The sequence below is a fragment of the Methylobacterium sp. genome, assembly GCF_019745455.1.
Taxonomy (GTDB): Bacteria; Pseudomonadota; Alphaproteobacteria; order Rhizobiales; family Beijerinckiaceae; genus Methylobacterium.
Window position 1 is genome coordinate 49239 of sequence record NZ_JAIETD010000033.1, and the last position, 16522, is coordinate 65760.

The window sequence follows — 16522 nt, forward strand, 5'->3', positions numbered from 1 at the left end:
TGACCGTATGACCGGCGACCCCTCGGACGACATGCCGGACGACGTCCTCGATCCAGGCCCCGGTCGCGGACGGGCCGACGCCGAGCGCACGTGCATCGTCACGCGCGTCGCCCAGAATCCGCGCCGGCTGATCCGCTTCGTCCTGTCGCCGGACAACATGGTCGTCCCTGACCTGCGCGCCAAATTGCCTGGTCGAGGCGCCTGGGTGACCGTGAGCCGCGCGACGGTGGAAACCGCAGTCAAGCGCAAGCTCTTCCTGCGCGCTTTCAAATCCAAGGACGCGAAGATCGCCGCGAACCTCGCCGAACAGATCGCCGCAGGTCTGCGCGCAGATCTGCGCCAATCCTTGTCGCTGGCCAACAAGGCCGGCTGCGTCGTCGCCGGTTTCGCCAAGGTCGAAGCGGCGATCGGTGATAAGGCCGGAGTCGCCGGGATCGTTCAGGCTTCCGACGGCAGTGCCGATGGTCGTCGCAAGATCGCCGCGGCATTGCACCGCCGCTATGGCGATGCCATATCACGGGTCCCGGTCATCGATGATTTGTCCAGTGAAGAATTGGACATGGCCTTGGGCCGGGATCATGTGATACATGCGGCGCTCGTCGCAGGAGTCGGGAGTACCGGCTGCCTTGCGCGTTGGCGTCGGCTTCGCTTTTTCGAGGGCTTGGCGACGACGGCCGACGAGGCCGGTGCGACCCGCCCAGGGCGAACCGACTCCGATCTGCATGACGGCGACCAGACAGATTTACCCGGCGCACAGCGGTCCGCCGGTTCACGGGACGATGGAACCCCTCAGGGTTTGGACTGAATGAGCGATACGAACAATCCGGGCGACAAGACACAGACGAGGCCTCCGGCGAAGCCGCTGTCGTTGAAGCGTCCGATCGAGCAGGGCACGGTCCGCCAGAGCTTCTCTCATGGCCGCACCAAGCAGGTCGTGGTTGAGACGGTGAAGCGCCGCGTCATCGGGGCCTCGCCGGCCGCTGCGACGCCGCCTCGCGAGACGATCCCGGCTGCCCCTTCGAGGACGGCCCCTCCGGCTGCTCCGACGCCGCCGCGCCCGGCCCAGCGCGCTGCTTCCGGCGTGGTGCTGCGGACGCTGAGCGAGCAGGAGCGCGACGCACGCGCCGCCGCCCTCGCCGATGCCCAGCGCCGCGAGCAGGAAGCCCGCCGCATCGCCGAGCAGGAGGCCGCGGAGCGCCGCGCGCAGGAACTCGCCGAGCAGCGCGAGCGTGAGGCCGCTGAGGCACGCAAGCGCGCCGAGGACGAGCGCCGCCGTGCCGAAGAGGAAGAGAAGCGCCGCGCCGCCGAGGAGGCGCGCCAGCGTGCCGCCGAGGAGAGCAGCAGCGAGGAAGCGGCCGCACCGGTCTCGTCCAAGGCGACGACGCCGATGCCTCAGGCTCCGACGACCGTCCGTCCCATGGCGGCAGCGCCCACCGCCCGTGTCGCTCCCGCCAGCCCTGCGGCAGCCGCTCCGGCTCCTGCACCTGCGTCACGCCCGGCTGCCCCCGCAGCCCGTCCGCCGCTGACCGCACGGCCGGCGCCGAGCGAGCCGCGCAAGACGATCACGGCCGATACCCGCAAGCCGCGGGATCTCAATTTCATGGCCCGTCCGGCGCCGGCACCGGAGCCGGAGACGGCACCCTCCGCCGCGACCGCCGCACGTCCGGCCGGCGCGACGCCGACAGCCCGTGTAGCGGGTCGTCCCCAGGCTGCCGAGGAGGAGAGCGAGCAGAAGCGCGTGATCCGCCGCCCCGGCATGCCGCTCAAGATCATCACGCCGCCCAAAACCCCGAAGCAGCCGGGCGGCGATCGCAACCGCGGCCGCCTGACGATCGCCACCGCCACCTCAGGCGAGGAAGAGCGCACGCGCTCCGTTGCCTCGTTCCGGCGCCGCCAGCAGCGGATGAGCGGCAATCGCCAGGTCGAGCAGAAGGAGAAGCTCTCCCGCGAGGTGACGATCCCGGAGACGATCACGATCCAGGAACTCGCCAACCGCATGTCGGAGCGGGCGGTGGACGTCATTCGCCTGCTGATGAAGCAGGGCCAGATCCACAAGATCACCGACGTAATCGACTCGGACTCCGCGCAGCTCATCGCCGAAGAGCTCGGCCACACAGTGCGCCGCGTCGCTGAATCCGACGTCGAGGAAGGCTTGTTCGACGACGAGCCCGATCTCGAGGAGGATCTCGAGCCGCGTCCGCCGGTCGTGACCATCATGGGCCACGTCGACCACGGAAAGACCTCGCTCCTCGACGCGATCCGCAAGACCACCGTGGTCTCGGGCGAGGCCGGTGGCATCACGCAGCATATCGGAGCCTATCAGGTCGCCTCGCCCTCGGGCGAGATGATCACCTTCATCGACACGCCCGGCCATGCCGCCTTCACCTCCATGCGCGCCCGCGGCGCCAAGGTGACGGACGTCGTCGTGCTGGTGGTTGCGGCCGATGACGGCGTCATGCCCCAGACGGTCGAGGCGATCTCCCACGCCAAGGCGGCCGGCGTGCCGCTGATCGTGGCGATCAACAAGATCGACAAGCCCGAGGCGAATCCCCAGAGGGTCCGCACCGAGCTGCTGCAGCACGACATCCAGGTCGAGTCGATGGGCGGCGAGACCCTCGAATTCGAGGTCTCGGCCAAGACCGGCGACGGCCTCCCAGACCTCCTCGAAGGTCTGCAGCTCCAGGCCGAGATCCTAAACCTTCGTGCCAACGAGACCCGCGACGGAGAGGGTACGGTCATCGAGGCCAAGCTCGATCGTGGCCGCGGCCCGGTGGCGACGGTACTGGTCCAACGCGGTACGCTCTTCACCGGCGACATCGTCGTCGCGGGCGCCGAGTGGGGCCGCGTCCGCGCCCTCATCGACGACAAGGGCGAGAACGTTTCCTATGCCGGCCCTTCGGTGCCGGTCGAGGTGCTCGGCTTCAACGGCACGCCTGATGCCGGCGACCGCGTCGCCGTGGTGCCGAACGAAGCCCGTGCTCGCGAGGTCACCGAGTACCGTGCCCGCCAGAAGCGCGAGCGGATCGCTGCCCGTACCGGCGGCGCCAACCGTTCGCTCGTCGACATGATGCGCGACCTCAAGGAAGGCGTGGGCCGCAAGGAACTCGCCCTCGTGGTCAAGGGCGACGTGCAGGGCTCGGTCGAGGCGATCACCGGCGCCCTCGAGAAGCTCGGCAACGACGAGGTCTCCGCCCGCATCCTGCTCGCAGGCGTCGGCGGCATCACCGAGTCGGACATCACACTGGCGGAAGCCTCGAAGGCCGTCGTCATCGGCTTCAACGTGCGCGCCCATAAGGAAGCGCGCGAGGCGGCCGAGCGCAACGGGGTAGAGATCCGCTACTACAACATCATCTACGACCTCGTGGACGACATCAAAGCCACGATGTCGGGCATGCTGCCGCCGACCCTGCGCGAGGAGCGCTTGGGCGAGGCGCAGATTTTGCAGATCTTCGACGTCTCGAAGGTCGGCAAGATCGCTGGCTGCCGCGTCACCGACGGCGTGGTTCAGCGTGGCGCCCATGTCCGCCTGATCCGCGACAACGTCGTGATCCACGAGGGCAAGCTGTCTCAGCTCAAGCGCCTTAAGGACGACGCCAAGGAGGTCATCTCCGGCTATGAGTGCGGCATGTCCTTCGAGAACTTCCAGGACATGCGGGCCGGCGACACCATCGAGTGCTACCGGGTCGAAGAGGTCCGTCGCACGCTCTGATTTTGGCTCGGCACCAATTTTACGGCGGCTGCAGCCCTGCTGTAGCCGCCGTTTCCTTTTGAAGATTGACCATGGCCCAGAAACCCGCCCAGACCGGCCCATCGCAGCGCCAGCAGCGCGTCGCCGAACTGATCCGCCACGCCATTGCGGAGGTGCTCCAGCGCGGGGACGTGCAGGATCCGGTGCTGAGTGCGCACGTGATCACCGTGCCGGAGGTGCGAATGTCGCCGGACCTCAAGATTGCCACCGCCTACATCATGCCGCTCGGCGGCAAGGACGAGGCGCCGGTGATCGCGGCCTTGGAGCGGAACAAGAAGGTGCTACGTCAGGAAGTCGCCCGCCGCGTGAATCTGAAATTCGCCCCCGATCTCCGGTTCCGGCGCGACGAGACCTTCGACGAGTTCGGCCGCATCGACGCGATCCTGCGGTCTGACAAGGTCCGTCGGGATCTCGACACGGCCGAGCCGGACTCCGACCCTACCGACGCCGCCTGAACGCCAGGCGCCATCCTTGACCGACCGGATGGATTCGCGCGCCCACGGAACCACAACCGTAGACGCCGCGCTGGTTCATCGAGCGAGGACACCATGATCGACGACGCGACCATCGAGCCCCCCTCCCCGCTCCAGGAGATGTCGGACGCGGCGCAGCCGCGTGGGCAGCGCCGTCCGGGCCGGGGCGCTCCGAACCCAGACCGCCCGAAGAAGCGCGACGTCAGCGGCTGGGTCATCCTCGACAAGGGCGTCGGCATGACCTCGACCCACGCGGTCGCGGTCGTGAAGCGCGCCTTCAACGCCAAGAAGGCGGGGCATGCGGGCACCCTCGACCCCTTGGCGTCAGGAATTTTGCCGATCGCGCTTGGGGAGGCCACGAAGACCGTGCCCTTCGTGATGGACGGGCGCAAAGCCTATCGGTTCACGGTGTCCTGGGGCATCGAGACCGATACCGACGACGCCGAGGGACGCCCCGTCGCCACGAGCGACGAACGCCCTACCCGCGAGGCGGTCGAAACGGCATTGCCGAACTTCGTCGGCTCCATCGAGCAGGTGCCGCCGCGTTACTCCGCGATCAAGATTGCCGGCGAGCGGGCCTATGACCTCGCCCGCGACGGCGAGATCGTCGAGCTCGTGGCGCGTTCCGTCCAGATCGACCTGCTTGCCGTCGTCGAACATTCGCCGGACCGTACGGTGATAGAGGCCGAATGCGGCAAGGGTACCTACGTCCGGGCGCTCGCCCGCGACCTCGGACGGATGCTCGGCTGCTACGGCCACGTCTCGGCCCTGCGTCGCACCCGCGTCGGCCCCTTCACGGAAGCGGATTCATGTACCGTGGCGGCCCTCGAAGCTGCCGGCCCGGACGGCAACGGCCCGCATCTGCACTCCGTCGAGACCGCCCTCGACGCAATCCCATCGGTGCCGGTCTCACGTGACATGGCGCTCAGACTCATGCGCGGTCAGCCAGTGATTCTGCGTGGCCGGGACGCGCCGATGGAAGGCAAGGCCTTCGCGACCTGTGGCGGCATCCTCGTGGCGGTCGGAGATGTCGAGCGGGGCGAGCTCGTCCCGCACCGCGTCTTCCATCTCGGCGGTACGGCCAACCGCCCGGCCTGACGGGCCGAGCGCGAAAAAGACGTTCGCCACACGCTCAAGTGAGTTGTGCCCCAATGATCGCCTGCGAATGTAACGCCTGAAAGCTTGGCGGCGAACGGCGATTCGCCGATCGCAGGTTCTGGCGTTCGGGGGATCAAAGATCATGTCATCCATTACGATCGGGCGAAGCGCCCTTCTCGCTTTCAGCTGCCTCTTGGCAACCTCCGCCCTCGGCCAGGATGCCGACCCGCAGGCCATCGTCGACGCGCAGTTCGCCCTCGCCGGCAACCAGAAGGGCGTGCGCGCCAGCGGTGCCAAGGGCATCTGCGTCACCGGCACCTTCACCCCCACAGCCGAAGCGCCGAGCCTGTCGAAGGCGCCGCATTTCGCCAAGACCGTACCGGTCACCGCGCGCTTCTCCATGGGTGGCAGCAATGCCAAGATCTCGGACAAGGTGAAGCCCGTCACGCGGGGTTTTGCGATGCGCATGACCGATCCCTCCGGCGACCTCGTGCTGGTGATCATCTCGGCCCCGGTCTTCTCGACGAAGACCCCGAAGCAGCTCCTCGATTTCGCGACCGTCCGGATGCCTGGCCCCGACGGCAAGCCCGACGCGGACAAGATCAAAGCATTCTCGGCCGCAAACCCGGAGACGACGAAACAGGCCGCCTGGCTCAACGCACGGCCGGTCCCGGCGAGCTTTGCCGGCGTCGATTACTGGGGCGTCCACGCCTACACGCTGACCAACGCCAAGAACGAAGCGAAGGTCGTCAAGCTCAAGACCGTTGCCACGGCCGGCCAGCTTGGCCTCACGGACGACGAACTGAAGGCAAAGCCGGACAGCTTCTACGCGGACGAGTTGAAGGAGCGGCTGGCGAAAGGGCCGGCGAGTTTCGACCTCGTGGCGATCCCCGGCGAGGCCGGCGATCCGACCACCGACGCAACCGCGATGTGGCCGAATGAAGAGAGTCGCAAGAGCGTCAAGCTCGGCACATTGGCGATCGCCGCAATCGAGCCGAACGCCACCTGCGACGCGGCGACCTTCGATCCGGTGGTCGACCTGCCGGACGGCATCGCCGGGCCCACGGACGACCCGATGTTCGCGATCCGCTCGCCGGCCTACGCGGTCTCGCTCTCGCGCCGCTCCGCGCAGCAATAAAACCCGCTACGTCGCCGGGATCGCGCCCAGCACGATCCTGGCGGCCTTGCGGCTTGGCACGTCGTCCCCGCCAAGTCGCATCAGGCCGTCGATGCGATCGAGGGCGCAAACCTGGGCGTCCCGCTGCGGTCCACCCGTGACGAGCGGCCGAAGGGCGCGGACGAGCCGTTCGGGCGTGCACTCGGCCTGAACGAATTCCGGCATGGCATTCTCGCCGAGGATCAGGTTCGGCAACACGATGGTTGGCACCTGGATGAGGCGGCGCGCCACCGTCTCCTCGATTCTCGAGACCTTGTAGGCCACAACCATCGGCACGCCGGCGAGCGCCAGTTCCAGTGTGACGGTACCGGAGGCGGCAAGCGCCGCCCGCGATTTGCGGAAGGCGGCATGCTTGGCGGCCTCGCCGTGGACGAGGCGCACCGGCACGCTCCAGCCGAGCGCCAGGCGATCGATCATCGCGCGATGGCGCGATACGGCCGGCAGCACCACCTCGAGCGGGCCGATCTCGGCCGTGAGCAGCGCCAGGGTGCGCCCGAAGACCGGCATCAGCCGCTCGATCTCGGAGCGGCGAGATCCCGGCAGGACGACGACCGTCGGCGGATGCGCCTCGCGCGAGCGCGTGTCTTCGGAACCGGGGCGAAGCTCCGACAGGCGCTCGATCAACGGATGGCCGACATAGGTGCAGGCCGGGCCGCCGAGGCGTAGATGCGCGTCCGGTTCGAAGGGTAGCAGGGCCAGGATATGGTCGATGAACGGCCGCATCTTCGCCGCTCGCCACGGCCGCCAGGCCCAGACGCTCGGCGACACGTAATCGACGATCGGCAGGTGCGGCATCCGTTTGCGAACGCGCGAGGCGACCGCGTGGGTGAAGCCGGGACTGTCGATGATGACGAGCACGTCGGGCTTCGCGTCGACGACGTCGCGCACGGTCTGGCGGATGCGGCGCAGGAGCGTGCGCAGGCGGGCCGCCACCGGCAGGTAGCCCATGACCGCCACATCATCGATCGGGAACAGCGACGAGAGTCCTTGAGCGATCATGGCCTCGCCGCCGACCCCCCCGAAGGTGATCGGGCCGCCGGCGATCTCGCGCAAGCCGGCCATCAGCTTGGCGCCGAGCTGGTCGCCCGAATCCTCGCCCGCCACCAGCCAGATCTTCGGCGATACGACGCTCATGTCCTGATCCTCAGGCCGACCAGGAATAGGCCGGCCCGGTCGGCTGCGGCCACCGTCGCCTCGCGGTCGATGATGAGGGTCAGGCCCGCCTGGATCGCGAGGCCGGCGCAGCCAGCAGCGGCGGCGTTCCGGATCGTGCGCGGCCCGATCGCCGGCAGGTCGACGCGCAGGTCCTGGCCCTCCTTGGCGAGCTTGACGAGGACGGTGCCGGCTTCCGCCTTGCCCATGCCGAAAGGCCGCCGGCCGAGGCTACGGGCGCGGGCGAGCATGCGGTCCGTTCCCTCCGGACCCTCGACCGCGATGGCGCGAAGGGCGGCGACGACCGCCGCCTGGCCGACGTCATAGGGCGACAAGGCTCCGAGCAGCGCGCGACCCGTCGCGATCGAGAGATCGGCCGCCGCATCGGGCACGTGGCGGCCCAGCCGACCTTCAGGGCTGAGAAGATCTGGCGCGGCGGTATGGACGCCGATCACGCGATGCCCGTTCTCCTCGAGAAGGGTAAGGGCACCGCGCAACAATCGGTCATCGCCACCATTCACCATCGTCCGCAGGATATCGCGATTGCGAAGGGCCGCGGCGGCATTGAGGATCGCGGCGGGCCTCGGTCTCGCGACGCCGCCTGCGGGAAGGATGCAGGCTGGTCCCCAGGCGTCGAGGATCTTCAGGATGCCTGCGATGTCGAGGAGGTCTGCGCTGGCCTCGGCACGTACCCGCATCGGCGCCTCGGCGAAGCCGCGGATCGCCAGGACACGGAACGGCCTGCCCGCGCGCTCCAGGGACGCGGCGACGAGTTCCGGCAACCGGCCAGCACCCGCGACCAGTACCAGGGGCAGTTCCGGGGCGGACGCCGAGATCGCGGCAGCCGTCACGATCTTTGCCTATCGGCCAAGCTCACGCGGCGCTCGGCGTGCCGCGAGGCGTGCAGAGCGAGCGCTTCCCGCCCGTACGGATGAAGGCGATGATGTCGGCGACGGCGGGATGGCTCTCGAACTCCGCTGCCACGTCCTCCAGGCGCTCCATCAGGGTGCCTTCCGGGCCGAAGAGCAGGCGATAGGCCCTACGAAGGGTGTGAATGTCGTCGCGGGCAAATCCTCGTCTCTGGAGCCCGATGATGTTGAGGCCCGACAGGTAAGCGCGGTTTCCGAGAGCCATGCCATAGGGGATGCAATCGTTCTCCAGCCCAGACAGACCGCCGACGAACGCATGTGCGCCGACGCGAGCGAACTGGATCACCGCGGCGCCGCCGCCGATGATCGCATAATCGCCGACGCTGCAATGGCCCGCGAGCATGACGTTGTTGGAGAACACGACGCCATCGCCGACATGGCAATCATGGCCGACATGCGAGTTGGCCAGGAAGGCGCAGCGGTCGCCCACCACCGTCTCCATCCCGCCGCCTTCCGTGCCGGGATTCATGGTGACGCCCTCACGGATCATGCAATCCGCGCCGATCGTCAGGGTCGAGGGCTCACCGCGATACTTCAGATCCTGAGGAGGATGGCCGATCGAGGCGAAAGGATAGAGTTTGGTGCGCGGGCCGATCGTCGTCCGCCCGGCAACGACCACGTGGCCGAAGAGCTCGCAGCCGTCGCCGAGTTTGACCTCAGGCCCCACATGGCAGAACGGCCCGATCCTGACATCCGCGCCGATCTCGGCGCCGTCCTCGACGACCGCGCTCGAATGGATGCCGGCGCTCACTCCGTCACCAGCATGGCGCCGATCTCGGCCTGCGCCACCAGGACGTCGCCGACCCGCGCCTCGCCGCGGAACCACCACATCGTCTTGCGCTGGCTGATCTTGGTCATGTGGTAGCGCACCGTGTCACCGGGGACGACCGGCCTGCGGAACTTGCACTTGTCGATGGTCATGAAGAAGACCTGCTTGGTGCGAACCTCGTCGGTCATGATGTGGCGGCAGCAGATTGCACCGGCCGTCTGAGCCATGCCTTCGATCAGGAGCACGCCGGGGAAGACCGGCAGGCCGGGGAAGTGCCCGGTGAATTGCGGCTCGTTGATCGTCACGTTCTTGATGCCGATACAGGACTTGTCGCCGTCGATCTCGACGATCCGATCGATCATCAGGAAAGGATAGCGATGCGGAAGGAGTTCGAGCACCTTCTGGATGTCGGCCGAGGCGAGTTCCTGCCTTACGTCCTGTCCGCCCGCCTCTCGCAGAATCTCGCCCATCGCGCCCCGTACCTTCGCTGCCCGCGTCGGCGTCCCCGAACGCCCGACTGTCCCTCACGACCGTCTTGAACGGCGCGGGGCTCTCTTCTGAAGAAATCAGGGCCATTGCAAGGCCCGCCATCGATGCCGGGCCGCAACCGTCAGAGGAAGTGCCTCAGTCGTCGCGCGGCGGCCCCGCCTTGCTCGACCCTTCCGCATCGCGACCCGACCGCTCGGCGAGACGCGCCAGCGTGGTGAGCTCGCGGAACCAAGCACGCACGGGTTTGGCCGGAGTTCCGCCCCAGCGGCTCCCGGGAGGTACGTCCCCGTTGACGTTCGAGGAGCCGGCAATCTGCGCGCCCATGCCGATGCGCACATGCCCGACGACCCCGACCTGGCCGCCGAGGACGACGTAATCCTCGAGCGTCGTCGAGCCGGATATGCCGACACCCGAGACGATGACACAGTGCCGGCCGATGACGACGTTGTGGGCGATCTGGACGAGGTTATCGATCTTCGTTCCCTCGCCGATGACCGTGTCGCGGCTGGCACCCCGATCGATCGTCGTGTTGGCGCCGATCTCGACGTCGTCCTGAATGATGACACGGCCGATCTGCGGTACTTTCGGATGCCCGCCCGCGCCCATGGCGAAACCGAAGCCGTCCTGGCCGAGGCGAGCGCCGGGATGGATGATGACGCGGTTGCCGACGAGAGCGTGGGTCAGCGTCGCACCTGCTCCGATGGCGCAATCCCGGCCGATCCGCACGCCCGGCCCGATGACCGCGTTCGAGCCGATGACGCTGCCAGATCCGATCTCGGCGCCCGGACCGATCACCGCCCCGGGATCGACGACGATACCGGCCTCCAGACGCGCCTCCGAGTGGACATGCGCCCCCGGAGATACGCCTGCGGCATCAAAGAGCGAACCCGGCCGCATGGCGTCGGGATGAAGGATCGCGAGGAGCCTGGAATACGCGCGGTAAGGGTCGGCGATCACCAAGCCGACCGTACTTCCGGGCACCCGTGCGGCGAACCGGCGCGAAACGAGGCACAGTCCGGCCCGCGTCGCGGACAGCGCATCGACGTAGCGCGCATTGTCCATGTAGGCGATGTGAGCCGACCCGGCATTCTCGAGCGGGGCCGCATCGACGAAGACGGCGTCCTTGTCGGCTCCGTCGGGAACCAAGACGCCGCAAGCCTCGGCGATGGCGCCGAGGCTCAGGGTCGTGCGGGCCGTGAAGAAAACGGGATCGGTCATACCGCGATGGCTCCGCTTGCCTGAGCAAGCGGAGCGGATCGGTCAGAAGCGCGAACCGCCGGAGAAGCGGAAGGCCTGGAGTTGGTCTTTGCCGACGCGGAAGTTCGTGCCCGGCACCCGCTCACCCTCGTCCTTCGATAGGGCGTATGCGTAGTCGAAGCGGATCGGTCCGAGCGGCGAGTTCCACAGGATCGATGCGCCGACCGAGGAGCGGATCGTCATCTTGTCGCGAACGTTCACGCATTCTGGCTCGACGGCGATCGCGTTGGGTCCGATCGACGAGTAGTTGCAGAGCCCGCCCGGCGCGATGCCGTTGATGAATGCGTCGCCGTTCACGTTGAACTGGCTCGGTCCCTTGTAGCCGAACAGCGTACCTGCATCGGCGAAGACGGCGCCCTTCAATCCGAGATCACGCGGAATGCCGGGGATCGGGAACTGAACTTCGACAGTACCGCCAACATAGGTGGTGCCACCGATTGCGTTGGAACGGCTGTCGTTGATGCCGATATCGCGCGGACCGATGCCGTTCGGCGCGAAACCGCGGACCAGCGACGGTCCAAGGAAGAACTGGTCGGTGATGCGCAGTTTCTCGTCGTTCAGCGACGAGATGTGACCGCCCTGGAAGCGCACGAAGCCGACGACGTCCTCGGTGATCTCCTTGTAGTAGCGGGCGTCACCCGTCACGCGGAAGAACTTCGAGTCGCCGCCGAGGCCTGCGATATCGGGCTTCAGCTCGGCATAGAGGCCGTTGCGGGGAAGCTGTAGGCTGTCGAGGGTCGAGTACGCAAGCGTGAGGCCGGCCAGTGAGGTCAGGGTGTTGCCCTGAGATCCCTTGAGGGCGATCGAGGCCTCGCCGTCGAAGGCACAGGCGGGGTAGGCGGCCTGCCCGCTGACGCTTCGTCCGCCGACGCTCTGACTGAACGTGTTGGGTCCGTAGGTCGATGTATAGCCGGGGATCGGGATCGAGCAGTCGTTATAGGGTCGCCGAATGGTGTTCGGCACCTTGAGTTCGGTGTTGTAGAGCGAGTAGCGCAACGTCACGCCGAACTCTTCCGTGATCGGCAAGCCCAGGCGGAGCTGGCCGCCATAGACGGTCGTCTCATAGCGCGAGTAGCGGGTCTGATCGCTGTACTTGTAGAAGGCGTCGAAGCCTGCCGCGAGGCGATATCCGAGGAAGTACGGCTCGGTGAACGAGAAGTCGACGCCGCGCGAGTACTGGCCGGCGGTGCCCGCCACGCGAACGTACTGGCCGCGGCCGAGGAAGTTCGACTCCGAGACCGAAACCTCCGCGATGATTCCGTCCTGGGTCGAGTATCCGCCCGCGACCGAGAACGATCCCGTGGGCTGATCCTCGACGTCGATGTTGATGATCACCCGATCGGCGGACGAGCCCGGCTCGTTCGAGAAGCGGACTTTCTTGAAGAAGCCAAGGCCGTTGAGCCGGCGCTCCGCGCGATCCGTCAGCACGCGGTTATAGGCGTCGCCCTCGGTGATATCGAGCTCGCGGCGGATGACATAGTCGCGGGTGCGGGTGTTGCCGCGGATGTTGATACGCTCGACGTAGACGCGCGGGCCGTCCTCGACGACGAAGCCGAGGGAGACGGTCTGGGTGGCGCGGTCGCGCTGGCCGGTCGGGCGAACCTGTGCAAACGGGAAGCCCTGGCGGGCGACCTGGTTCGTGACACCGTTGAGCGTCTTCTCGACATCCTCGGCGTTGTAGACGTCGCCGACCGCTGTCCGGACCTCGCCGTCAAGCACGGCGGTGTCGACACCGGAGAGGCGGGAATCGATGGCGACCGCCCCGACCCTGTACTGCGCGCCCTCTTCTACCGTGACGGTGATGACCCAGCCAGCATCCTCGCCCTCGACGAAGCGGGCATCGGCGTTGACGATGCGGAAGTCGGCATAGCCGTTCTTGAGATAGTAGCGACGGACGATATCGAGATCGTTGGTGATGCGATCAGGATCATAGACGTCGGAGGTCTTGATGAAGCTGAGGAAGTTCATCTCCGACGAGGACATCAGCTCCTTGAGCTTGCCCTCGGAATAGACCTGATTGCCGACGAAATTGATCTGCTTGATGCCGGTCTTGTCGCCTTCGTCGATCACGTAGATCACGTCGATCCGGCCATTCGGCAGGTCGACGGTGCGGTAGCTGACCTTAGCGCCGCCGCGGCCAGCCCGGCGATAGACCTCGCGGATGCGCTGCAGGTCGGCCTCGACGACGGCCTTGTTGAAGCCGCTCCGGCCCTTGGCCTCGACTTGACCTTCGAGGGTGGCCTTCTCGACCTTCTTGTTGCCTTCGAAAACGACGCGGTTGATGACGTTGTTCTCACGGACACTCACGACCGTGTTCGGGCCGCTGCGCGAAACCTTCACATCCGAGAATAGCCCGGTGGCAAGGAGGTTGCGGCGCGCCTCCTCGGGGGAGCCCGAGGCGGTCCCGGTCACGTAGGACCGGATCGTGTCGGAATCGACGCGCTGGTTGCCCTGAACGACGATCTGCTGCGCCTGTGCGGCGCCGCCCAGGGCCAGCCCGGCCGCCGTGGCGGCGACGAGGACCAGGGCCTGTTCGGCCGGCCTGCGCCGGCGCTTCGTCGTCATCGACATCATGTAATAGCCCGTCTCTTTTCTTGTCAGCACGGGCTATCGCCCGCGGACGAGCGGCCGTTTACCGGCCGTCCCGAAACCTGGTCTCTGGTCCAGCTTCTACCGAGTTTCGGAAGCGAAGCAAACGTTCCACTCCCTAGGCTCAAGGGGATTTTGGGGGGACGTGGCCTTCCGGTCACTTAACGGTTCCAGACGACCGGGAGTTACGGTGTACGAAGCGTAAAAACGCCCGCAGGTGCCCTGAGAGGGCACCTGCGGGCGACGTGCAGAACGGCACATTGAAGCCGGCCGGGCAGCCTGCCCGGCTGCGTCAGGTGCCGCGGCTCCAGGAAGCCGCGAGATTCAGGATGTCGTTCCATCCCGCGAACAGCATGAGCATGAGCACGAGGGCCAGGCCAATGCGAAAGCCGATCTCCTGAGCCTTTTCGCTCAGGGGCCGGCCGCGCAGCGCCTCGAAGGCGTAGAACATGAGATGTCCGCCATCGAGCATCGGGACCGGGAACAGGTTCAGGAGGCCGATCGACACCGACAACAGGGCGACAAGGCTGATCAGGCCGCCGACGCCGCCGACCTTGGCGACCTCGCCCGATACCCGGGCGATGCCGATCGGACCCGAGAGCTGGTCGGGGGATTCGCGGCCCGTCACGAGCTTGCCGAGATAGTTCATCGTCCGCTCGACGACGAAATAGGTCTCGTAGACGCCGAGATTGAGCGATTGCAGCGCGCCGTATTGAACAAGCTTCGCTTCGGTGCCCGGGGGTCCCTTGAGGCCCAGACGGCCGAAGCGATGCTGCCCGAAGGGCGTGCGCTCCTCCACGACCTCGGGGACGGCTGTCAGCTCTTTAGGCTCCCCGGCGCGCTCGACGACGACCTTGAGGGCGCTTCCAGCGCTACCGGTGACGGTGCGCTGCATGTCCGTGAAGCTGCCGACGGGCGAACCATCGATCGACCGGATCACGTCGCCTGGCTGAAACCCGGCGCGCTCGGCAGCGCTTCCGGCGACCACGCCCTCGACCCGGGCCGGCGTTTCGTAGCGCCCGCCGAAATAGATCGCCCCCGCGAAGACGAGGATAGCCAGGATGAAGTTGGCGATCGGTCCTGCCGCCACGATGGCGGCGCGCTTCGCGACCGGCTGTGTCGGGAAGCTCGTCGCCCGCTCCTGCGGGCTCATCCGTGCCAACGTCTCGGTATCCGGAACGCTGGCGCTGTTGGCATCGCCGTGGAACTTGACGTAGCCGCCGAGCGGGATCGCGCAGAGCTTCCAGCGAGTGCCGTGCCGGTCGTTGAAACCAACGAGTTCCGGTCCGAAACCGATCGAGAAGGCGTGTACGCCGACGCCGCACCAGCGTCCGACCAGGAAGTGGCCCATCTCGTGGATGAACACCACGATGGTGAGAACGATGAGGAACGGGATGACCGCACCGAAGAACCCGGTGGCGGTACCGCCCATGGCACTCAGGAATTCCATGCATCGTTCCTCTCGGCCGCTCTCGCACGGCCGCACCCGGTCACCCTATCAGATCGGACCGAGGAACCGCCAACGCAAACCGCCGGGACGGCGCCCCCTTGTCGCATCATGGTGTCCGGGTTGGATGAATGCCCTTGCTCGCGCTTCGGGCATTGTCCTGGATTTGGCAGCGAAGTAATTCGAAAGCCGGTACCCGCCCTGCCATCGCTTCAGCCCGCCACCTGCATCTGCGGCACGGCATGCTCGCTCCAGCGCCGCACCTCGGCGTCGATCGCCAGCGCTTCGTCGACGTCCGCAGGCGCCGCGCGATGAATGCCGGCGAAACGCGTGCAGGCTCGCTCGACGAGTTCGGCGATTCCGTAGAACGGGATGGCACCCTTGATGAAGGCGGCCACAGCGATCTCGTTGGCGGCGTTCATGACGGTGGGTGCGGCCCCTCCGTCTCGCAGCGCCGCCCTGGCGATGCGCAGGCAAGGGAAGCGGGTCTCGTCCGCCGCCTCGAAGGTGAGGCTCCCGACCGCTGCGAGGTCGAGGGGACGGCCGCGCGCGATGGTCAGGCGATCGCCAAGTCCGAGGCAATGGGCGATCGGCACCCGCATGTCGGGCATGGCGAGGCCCGCGGTCACCGCGCCGTCATGCCAGAAGACGAGGCCGTGGATGACGGATTGGGGATGCACGATGACGTCGAGACGCTCGTGCTCGATGCCGAACAGGTGGTGCGCCTCGATGAGTTCGAGGCCCTTGTTCATCAGCGAGGCCGAATCGATGTTGATCTTCATCCCCATCGACCAGGTCGGATGGTTGGCCGCCTCCTCCGGTGAAGCCCCTGCGATGCGCTGCATCTCCCAGGTCCGGAACGGGCCGCCGGAGGCCGTGATCGTCATCTTGGCGACATCGGAGACACGGCCGTCGCCCAGCGCCTGAGCCAGCGCATTGTGTTCGGAATCCACAGGCAGCAGCCTCGCGCCGTAACGGGCGGCGTCGCGCATGAAGGCATCGCCGGCGCAGACCAAGCTCTCCTTGTTGGCGAGTGCCACCGTCCGCCCGAGCCGCAAAGCCGCGTGGGTCGGGCGAAGGCCCGCCGCTCCGCTCACCGCCGCGACGACGATGTCGGCTTCGCGGGCCACCGCTTCGAGGACCGCCCCCTCCCCAGCGCCGCAAGGGATTCCGGAGCCAGACAGAACCTCTCGCAACGAAGGGCCCGCGCTCTCGTCGGCCAGAGCAGCGAATTCGGCGTTCAGCTCTCGGGCGAGCTGGCCGAGGGCGGCGGCATCGCGGCCGCCGACGAGGGCGCCGACGCGGAAGCGATCCGGGTGCTGCTTGAGCAGATCCGTGGTGGAGCGGCCGATGGAGCCCGTGGCGCCGAGGACGGTGACGGTGAGACTCAACGG

General features: G+C 67.2%; 13 protein-coding genes. 5 read left to right on the forward strand and 8 right to left on the reverse strand.

Features of this window, described 5'->3' with window-relative positions; all coding sequences use genetic code 11:
* Nucleotides 1–7 precede the first annotated feature (7 nt).
* The 5 genes from K2Y56_RS07805 to K2Y56_RS07825 all read left to right on the forward strand — a co-directional run bounded on the left by K2Y56_RS07805 (nt 8) and on the right by K2Y56_RS07825 (nt 6457).
* Nucleotides 8–805, forward strand: a complete 798-nt coding sequence (locus K2Y56_RS07805; RefSeq protein ID WP_292506722.1) for an RNA-binding protein — start codon at nt 8–10, stop codon at nt 803–805.
* Nucleotides 806–3709 carry a translation initiation factor IF-2 gene (gene infB / locus K2Y56_RS07810; protein ID WP_292506723.1) on the forward strand — a complete coding sequence of 968 codons (2904 nt, stop codon included), beginning with the start codon at nt 806–808 and terminating at the stop codon, nt 3707–3709.
* A gap of 71 nt (nt 3710–3780) precedes the next feature.
* On the forward strand, nt 3781–4203 hold the full coding sequence (gene rbfA / locus K2Y56_RS07815) for a 30S ribosome-binding factor RbfA (RefSeq protein ID WP_292506725.1): 423 nt from the start codon (nt 3781–3783) through the stop codon (nt 4201–4203).
* 138 nt (nt 4204–4341) lie between these two features.
* Nucleotides 4342–5319 carry a tRNA pseudouridine(55) synthase TruB gene (gene truB, locus K2Y56_RS07820; protein WP_292506883.1) on the forward strand — a complete coding sequence of 326 codons (978 nt, stop codon included), beginning with the start codon at nt 4342–4344 and terminating at the stop codon, nt 5317–5319.
* A gap of 142 nt (nt 5320–5461) precedes the next feature.
* The gene (locus K2Y56_RS07825; protein ID WP_292506726.1) at nt 5462–6457 is read left to right on the forward strand and encodes a catalase family peroxidase; all 996 of its coding nucleotides are present in this window, start codon (nt 5462–5464) and stop codon (nt 6455–6457) included.
* 6 nt (nt 6458–6463) lie between these two features.
* On the opposite strand, the gene lpxB is transcribed toward K2Y56_RS07825, so the two are convergent.
* The 8 genes from lpxB to dxr all read right to left on the reverse strand — a co-directional run bounded on the left by lpxB (nt 6464) and on the right by dxr (nt 16519).
* Entirely contained in the window at nt 6464–7630 is a 1167-nt protein-coding gene (gene lpxB, locus K2Y56_RS07830; RefSeq protein ID WP_292506727.1) for a lipid-A-disaccharide synthase, read from the reverse strand.
* Nucleotides 7627–8499 carry a UDP-2,3-diacylglucosamine diphosphatase LpxI gene (lpxI, locus tag K2Y56_RS07835; RefSeq protein ID WP_292506729.1) on the reverse strand — a complete coding sequence of 291 codons (873 nt, stop codon included), beginning with the start codon at nt 8497–8499 and terminating at the stop codon, nt 7627–7629. The genes lpxB and lpxI overlap by 4 nt, the downstream gene beginning before the upstream one ends.
* A gap of 22 nt (nt 8500–8521) precedes the next feature.
* Entirely contained in the window at nt 8522–9328 is an 807-nt protein-coding gene (gene lpxA / locus K2Y56_RS07840) for an acyl-ACP--UDP-N-acetylglucosamine O-acyltransferase (RefSeq protein WP_292506730.1), read from the reverse strand.
* Nucleotides 9325–9816, reverse strand: coding sequence for a 3-hydroxyacyl-ACP dehydratase FabZ (gene fabZ / locus K2Y56_RS07845; protein WP_292506731.1), 492 nt, complete (start codon nt 9814–9816; stop codon nt 9325–9327). The genes lpxA and fabZ overlap by 4 nt, the downstream gene beginning before the upstream one ends.
* A gap of 154 nt (nt 9817–9970) precedes the next feature.
* A complete protein-coding gene (gene lpxD / locus K2Y56_RS07850) occupies nt 9971–11053 on the reverse strand; it encodes a UDP-3-O-(3-hydroxymyristoyl)glucosamine N-acyltransferase (protein ID WP_292506733.1) in 1083 nt (360 codons plus the stop codon).
* 42 nt (nt 11054–11095) lie between these two features.
* The gene (gene bamA, locus K2Y56_RS07855) at nt 11096–13666 is read right to left on the reverse strand and encodes an outer membrane protein assembly factor BamA (protein WP_292506885.1); all 2571 of its coding nucleotides are present in this window, start codon (nt 13664–13666) and stop codon (nt 11096–11098) included.
* A 307-nt stretch (nt 13667–13973) separates the two neighbouring features.
* Nucleotides 13974–15131, reverse strand: a complete 1158-nt coding sequence (rseP, locus tag K2Y56_RS07860) for an RIP metalloprotease RseP (protein WP_292506735.1) — start codon at nt 15129–15131, stop codon at nt 13974–13976.
* 209 nt (nt 15132–15340) lie between these two features.
* The gene (dxr, locus tag K2Y56_RS07865; protein ID WP_292506737.1) at nt 15341–16519 is read right to left on the reverse strand and encodes a 1-deoxy-D-xylulose-5-phosphate reductoisomerase; all 1179 of its coding nucleotides are present in this window, start codon (nt 16517–16519) and stop codon (nt 15341–15343) included.
* Nucleotides 16520–16522: the final 3 nt, after the last annotated feature.

What these genes read in the sequence shown, in the direction of transcription:
- K2Y56_RS07805 (WP_292506722.1), top strand. Translation starts at nt 8, where the DNA reads ATGACCGGCGACCCCTCGGACGACATGCCGGACGACGTCCTCGATCCA.
- infB (WP_292506723.1), top strand. Translation starts at nt 806, where the DNA reads ATGAGCGATACGAACAATCCGGGCGACAAGACACAGACGAGGCCTCCG.
- rbfA (WP_292506725.1), top strand. Translation starts at nt 3,781, where the DNA reads ATGGCCCAGAAACCCGCCCAGACCGGCCCATCGCAGCGCCAGCAGCGC.
- truB (WP_292506883.1), top strand. Translation starts at nt 4,342, where the DNA reads ATGTCGGACGCGGCGCAGCCGCGTGGGCAGCGCCGTCCGGGCCGGGGC.
- K2Y56_RS07825 (WP_292506726.1), top strand. Translation starts at nt 5,462, where the DNA reads ATGTCATCCATTACGATCGGGCGAAGCGCCCTTCTCGCTTTCAGCTGC.
- lpxB (WP_292506727.1), bottom strand. Translation starts at nt 7,630, where the DNA reads ATGAGCGTCGTATCGCCGAAGATCTGGCTGGTGGCGGGCGAGGATTCG.
- fabZ (WP_292506731.1), bottom strand. Translation starts at nt 9,816, where the DNA reads ATGGGCGAGATTCTGCGAGAGGCGGGCGGACAGGACGTAAGGCAGGAA.
- lpxD (WP_292506733.1), bottom strand. Translation starts at nt 11,053, where the DNA reads ATGACCGATCCCGTTTTCTTCACGGCCCGCACGACCCTGAGCCTCGGC.
- bamA (WP_292506885.1), bottom strand. Translation starts at nt 13,666, where the DNA reads ATGATGTCGATGACGACGAAGCGCCGGCGCAGGCCGGCCGAACAGGCC.
- rseP (WP_292506735.1), bottom strand. Translation starts at nt 15,131, where the DNA reads ATGGAATTCCTGAGTGCCATGGGCGGTACCGCCACCGGGTTCTTCGGT.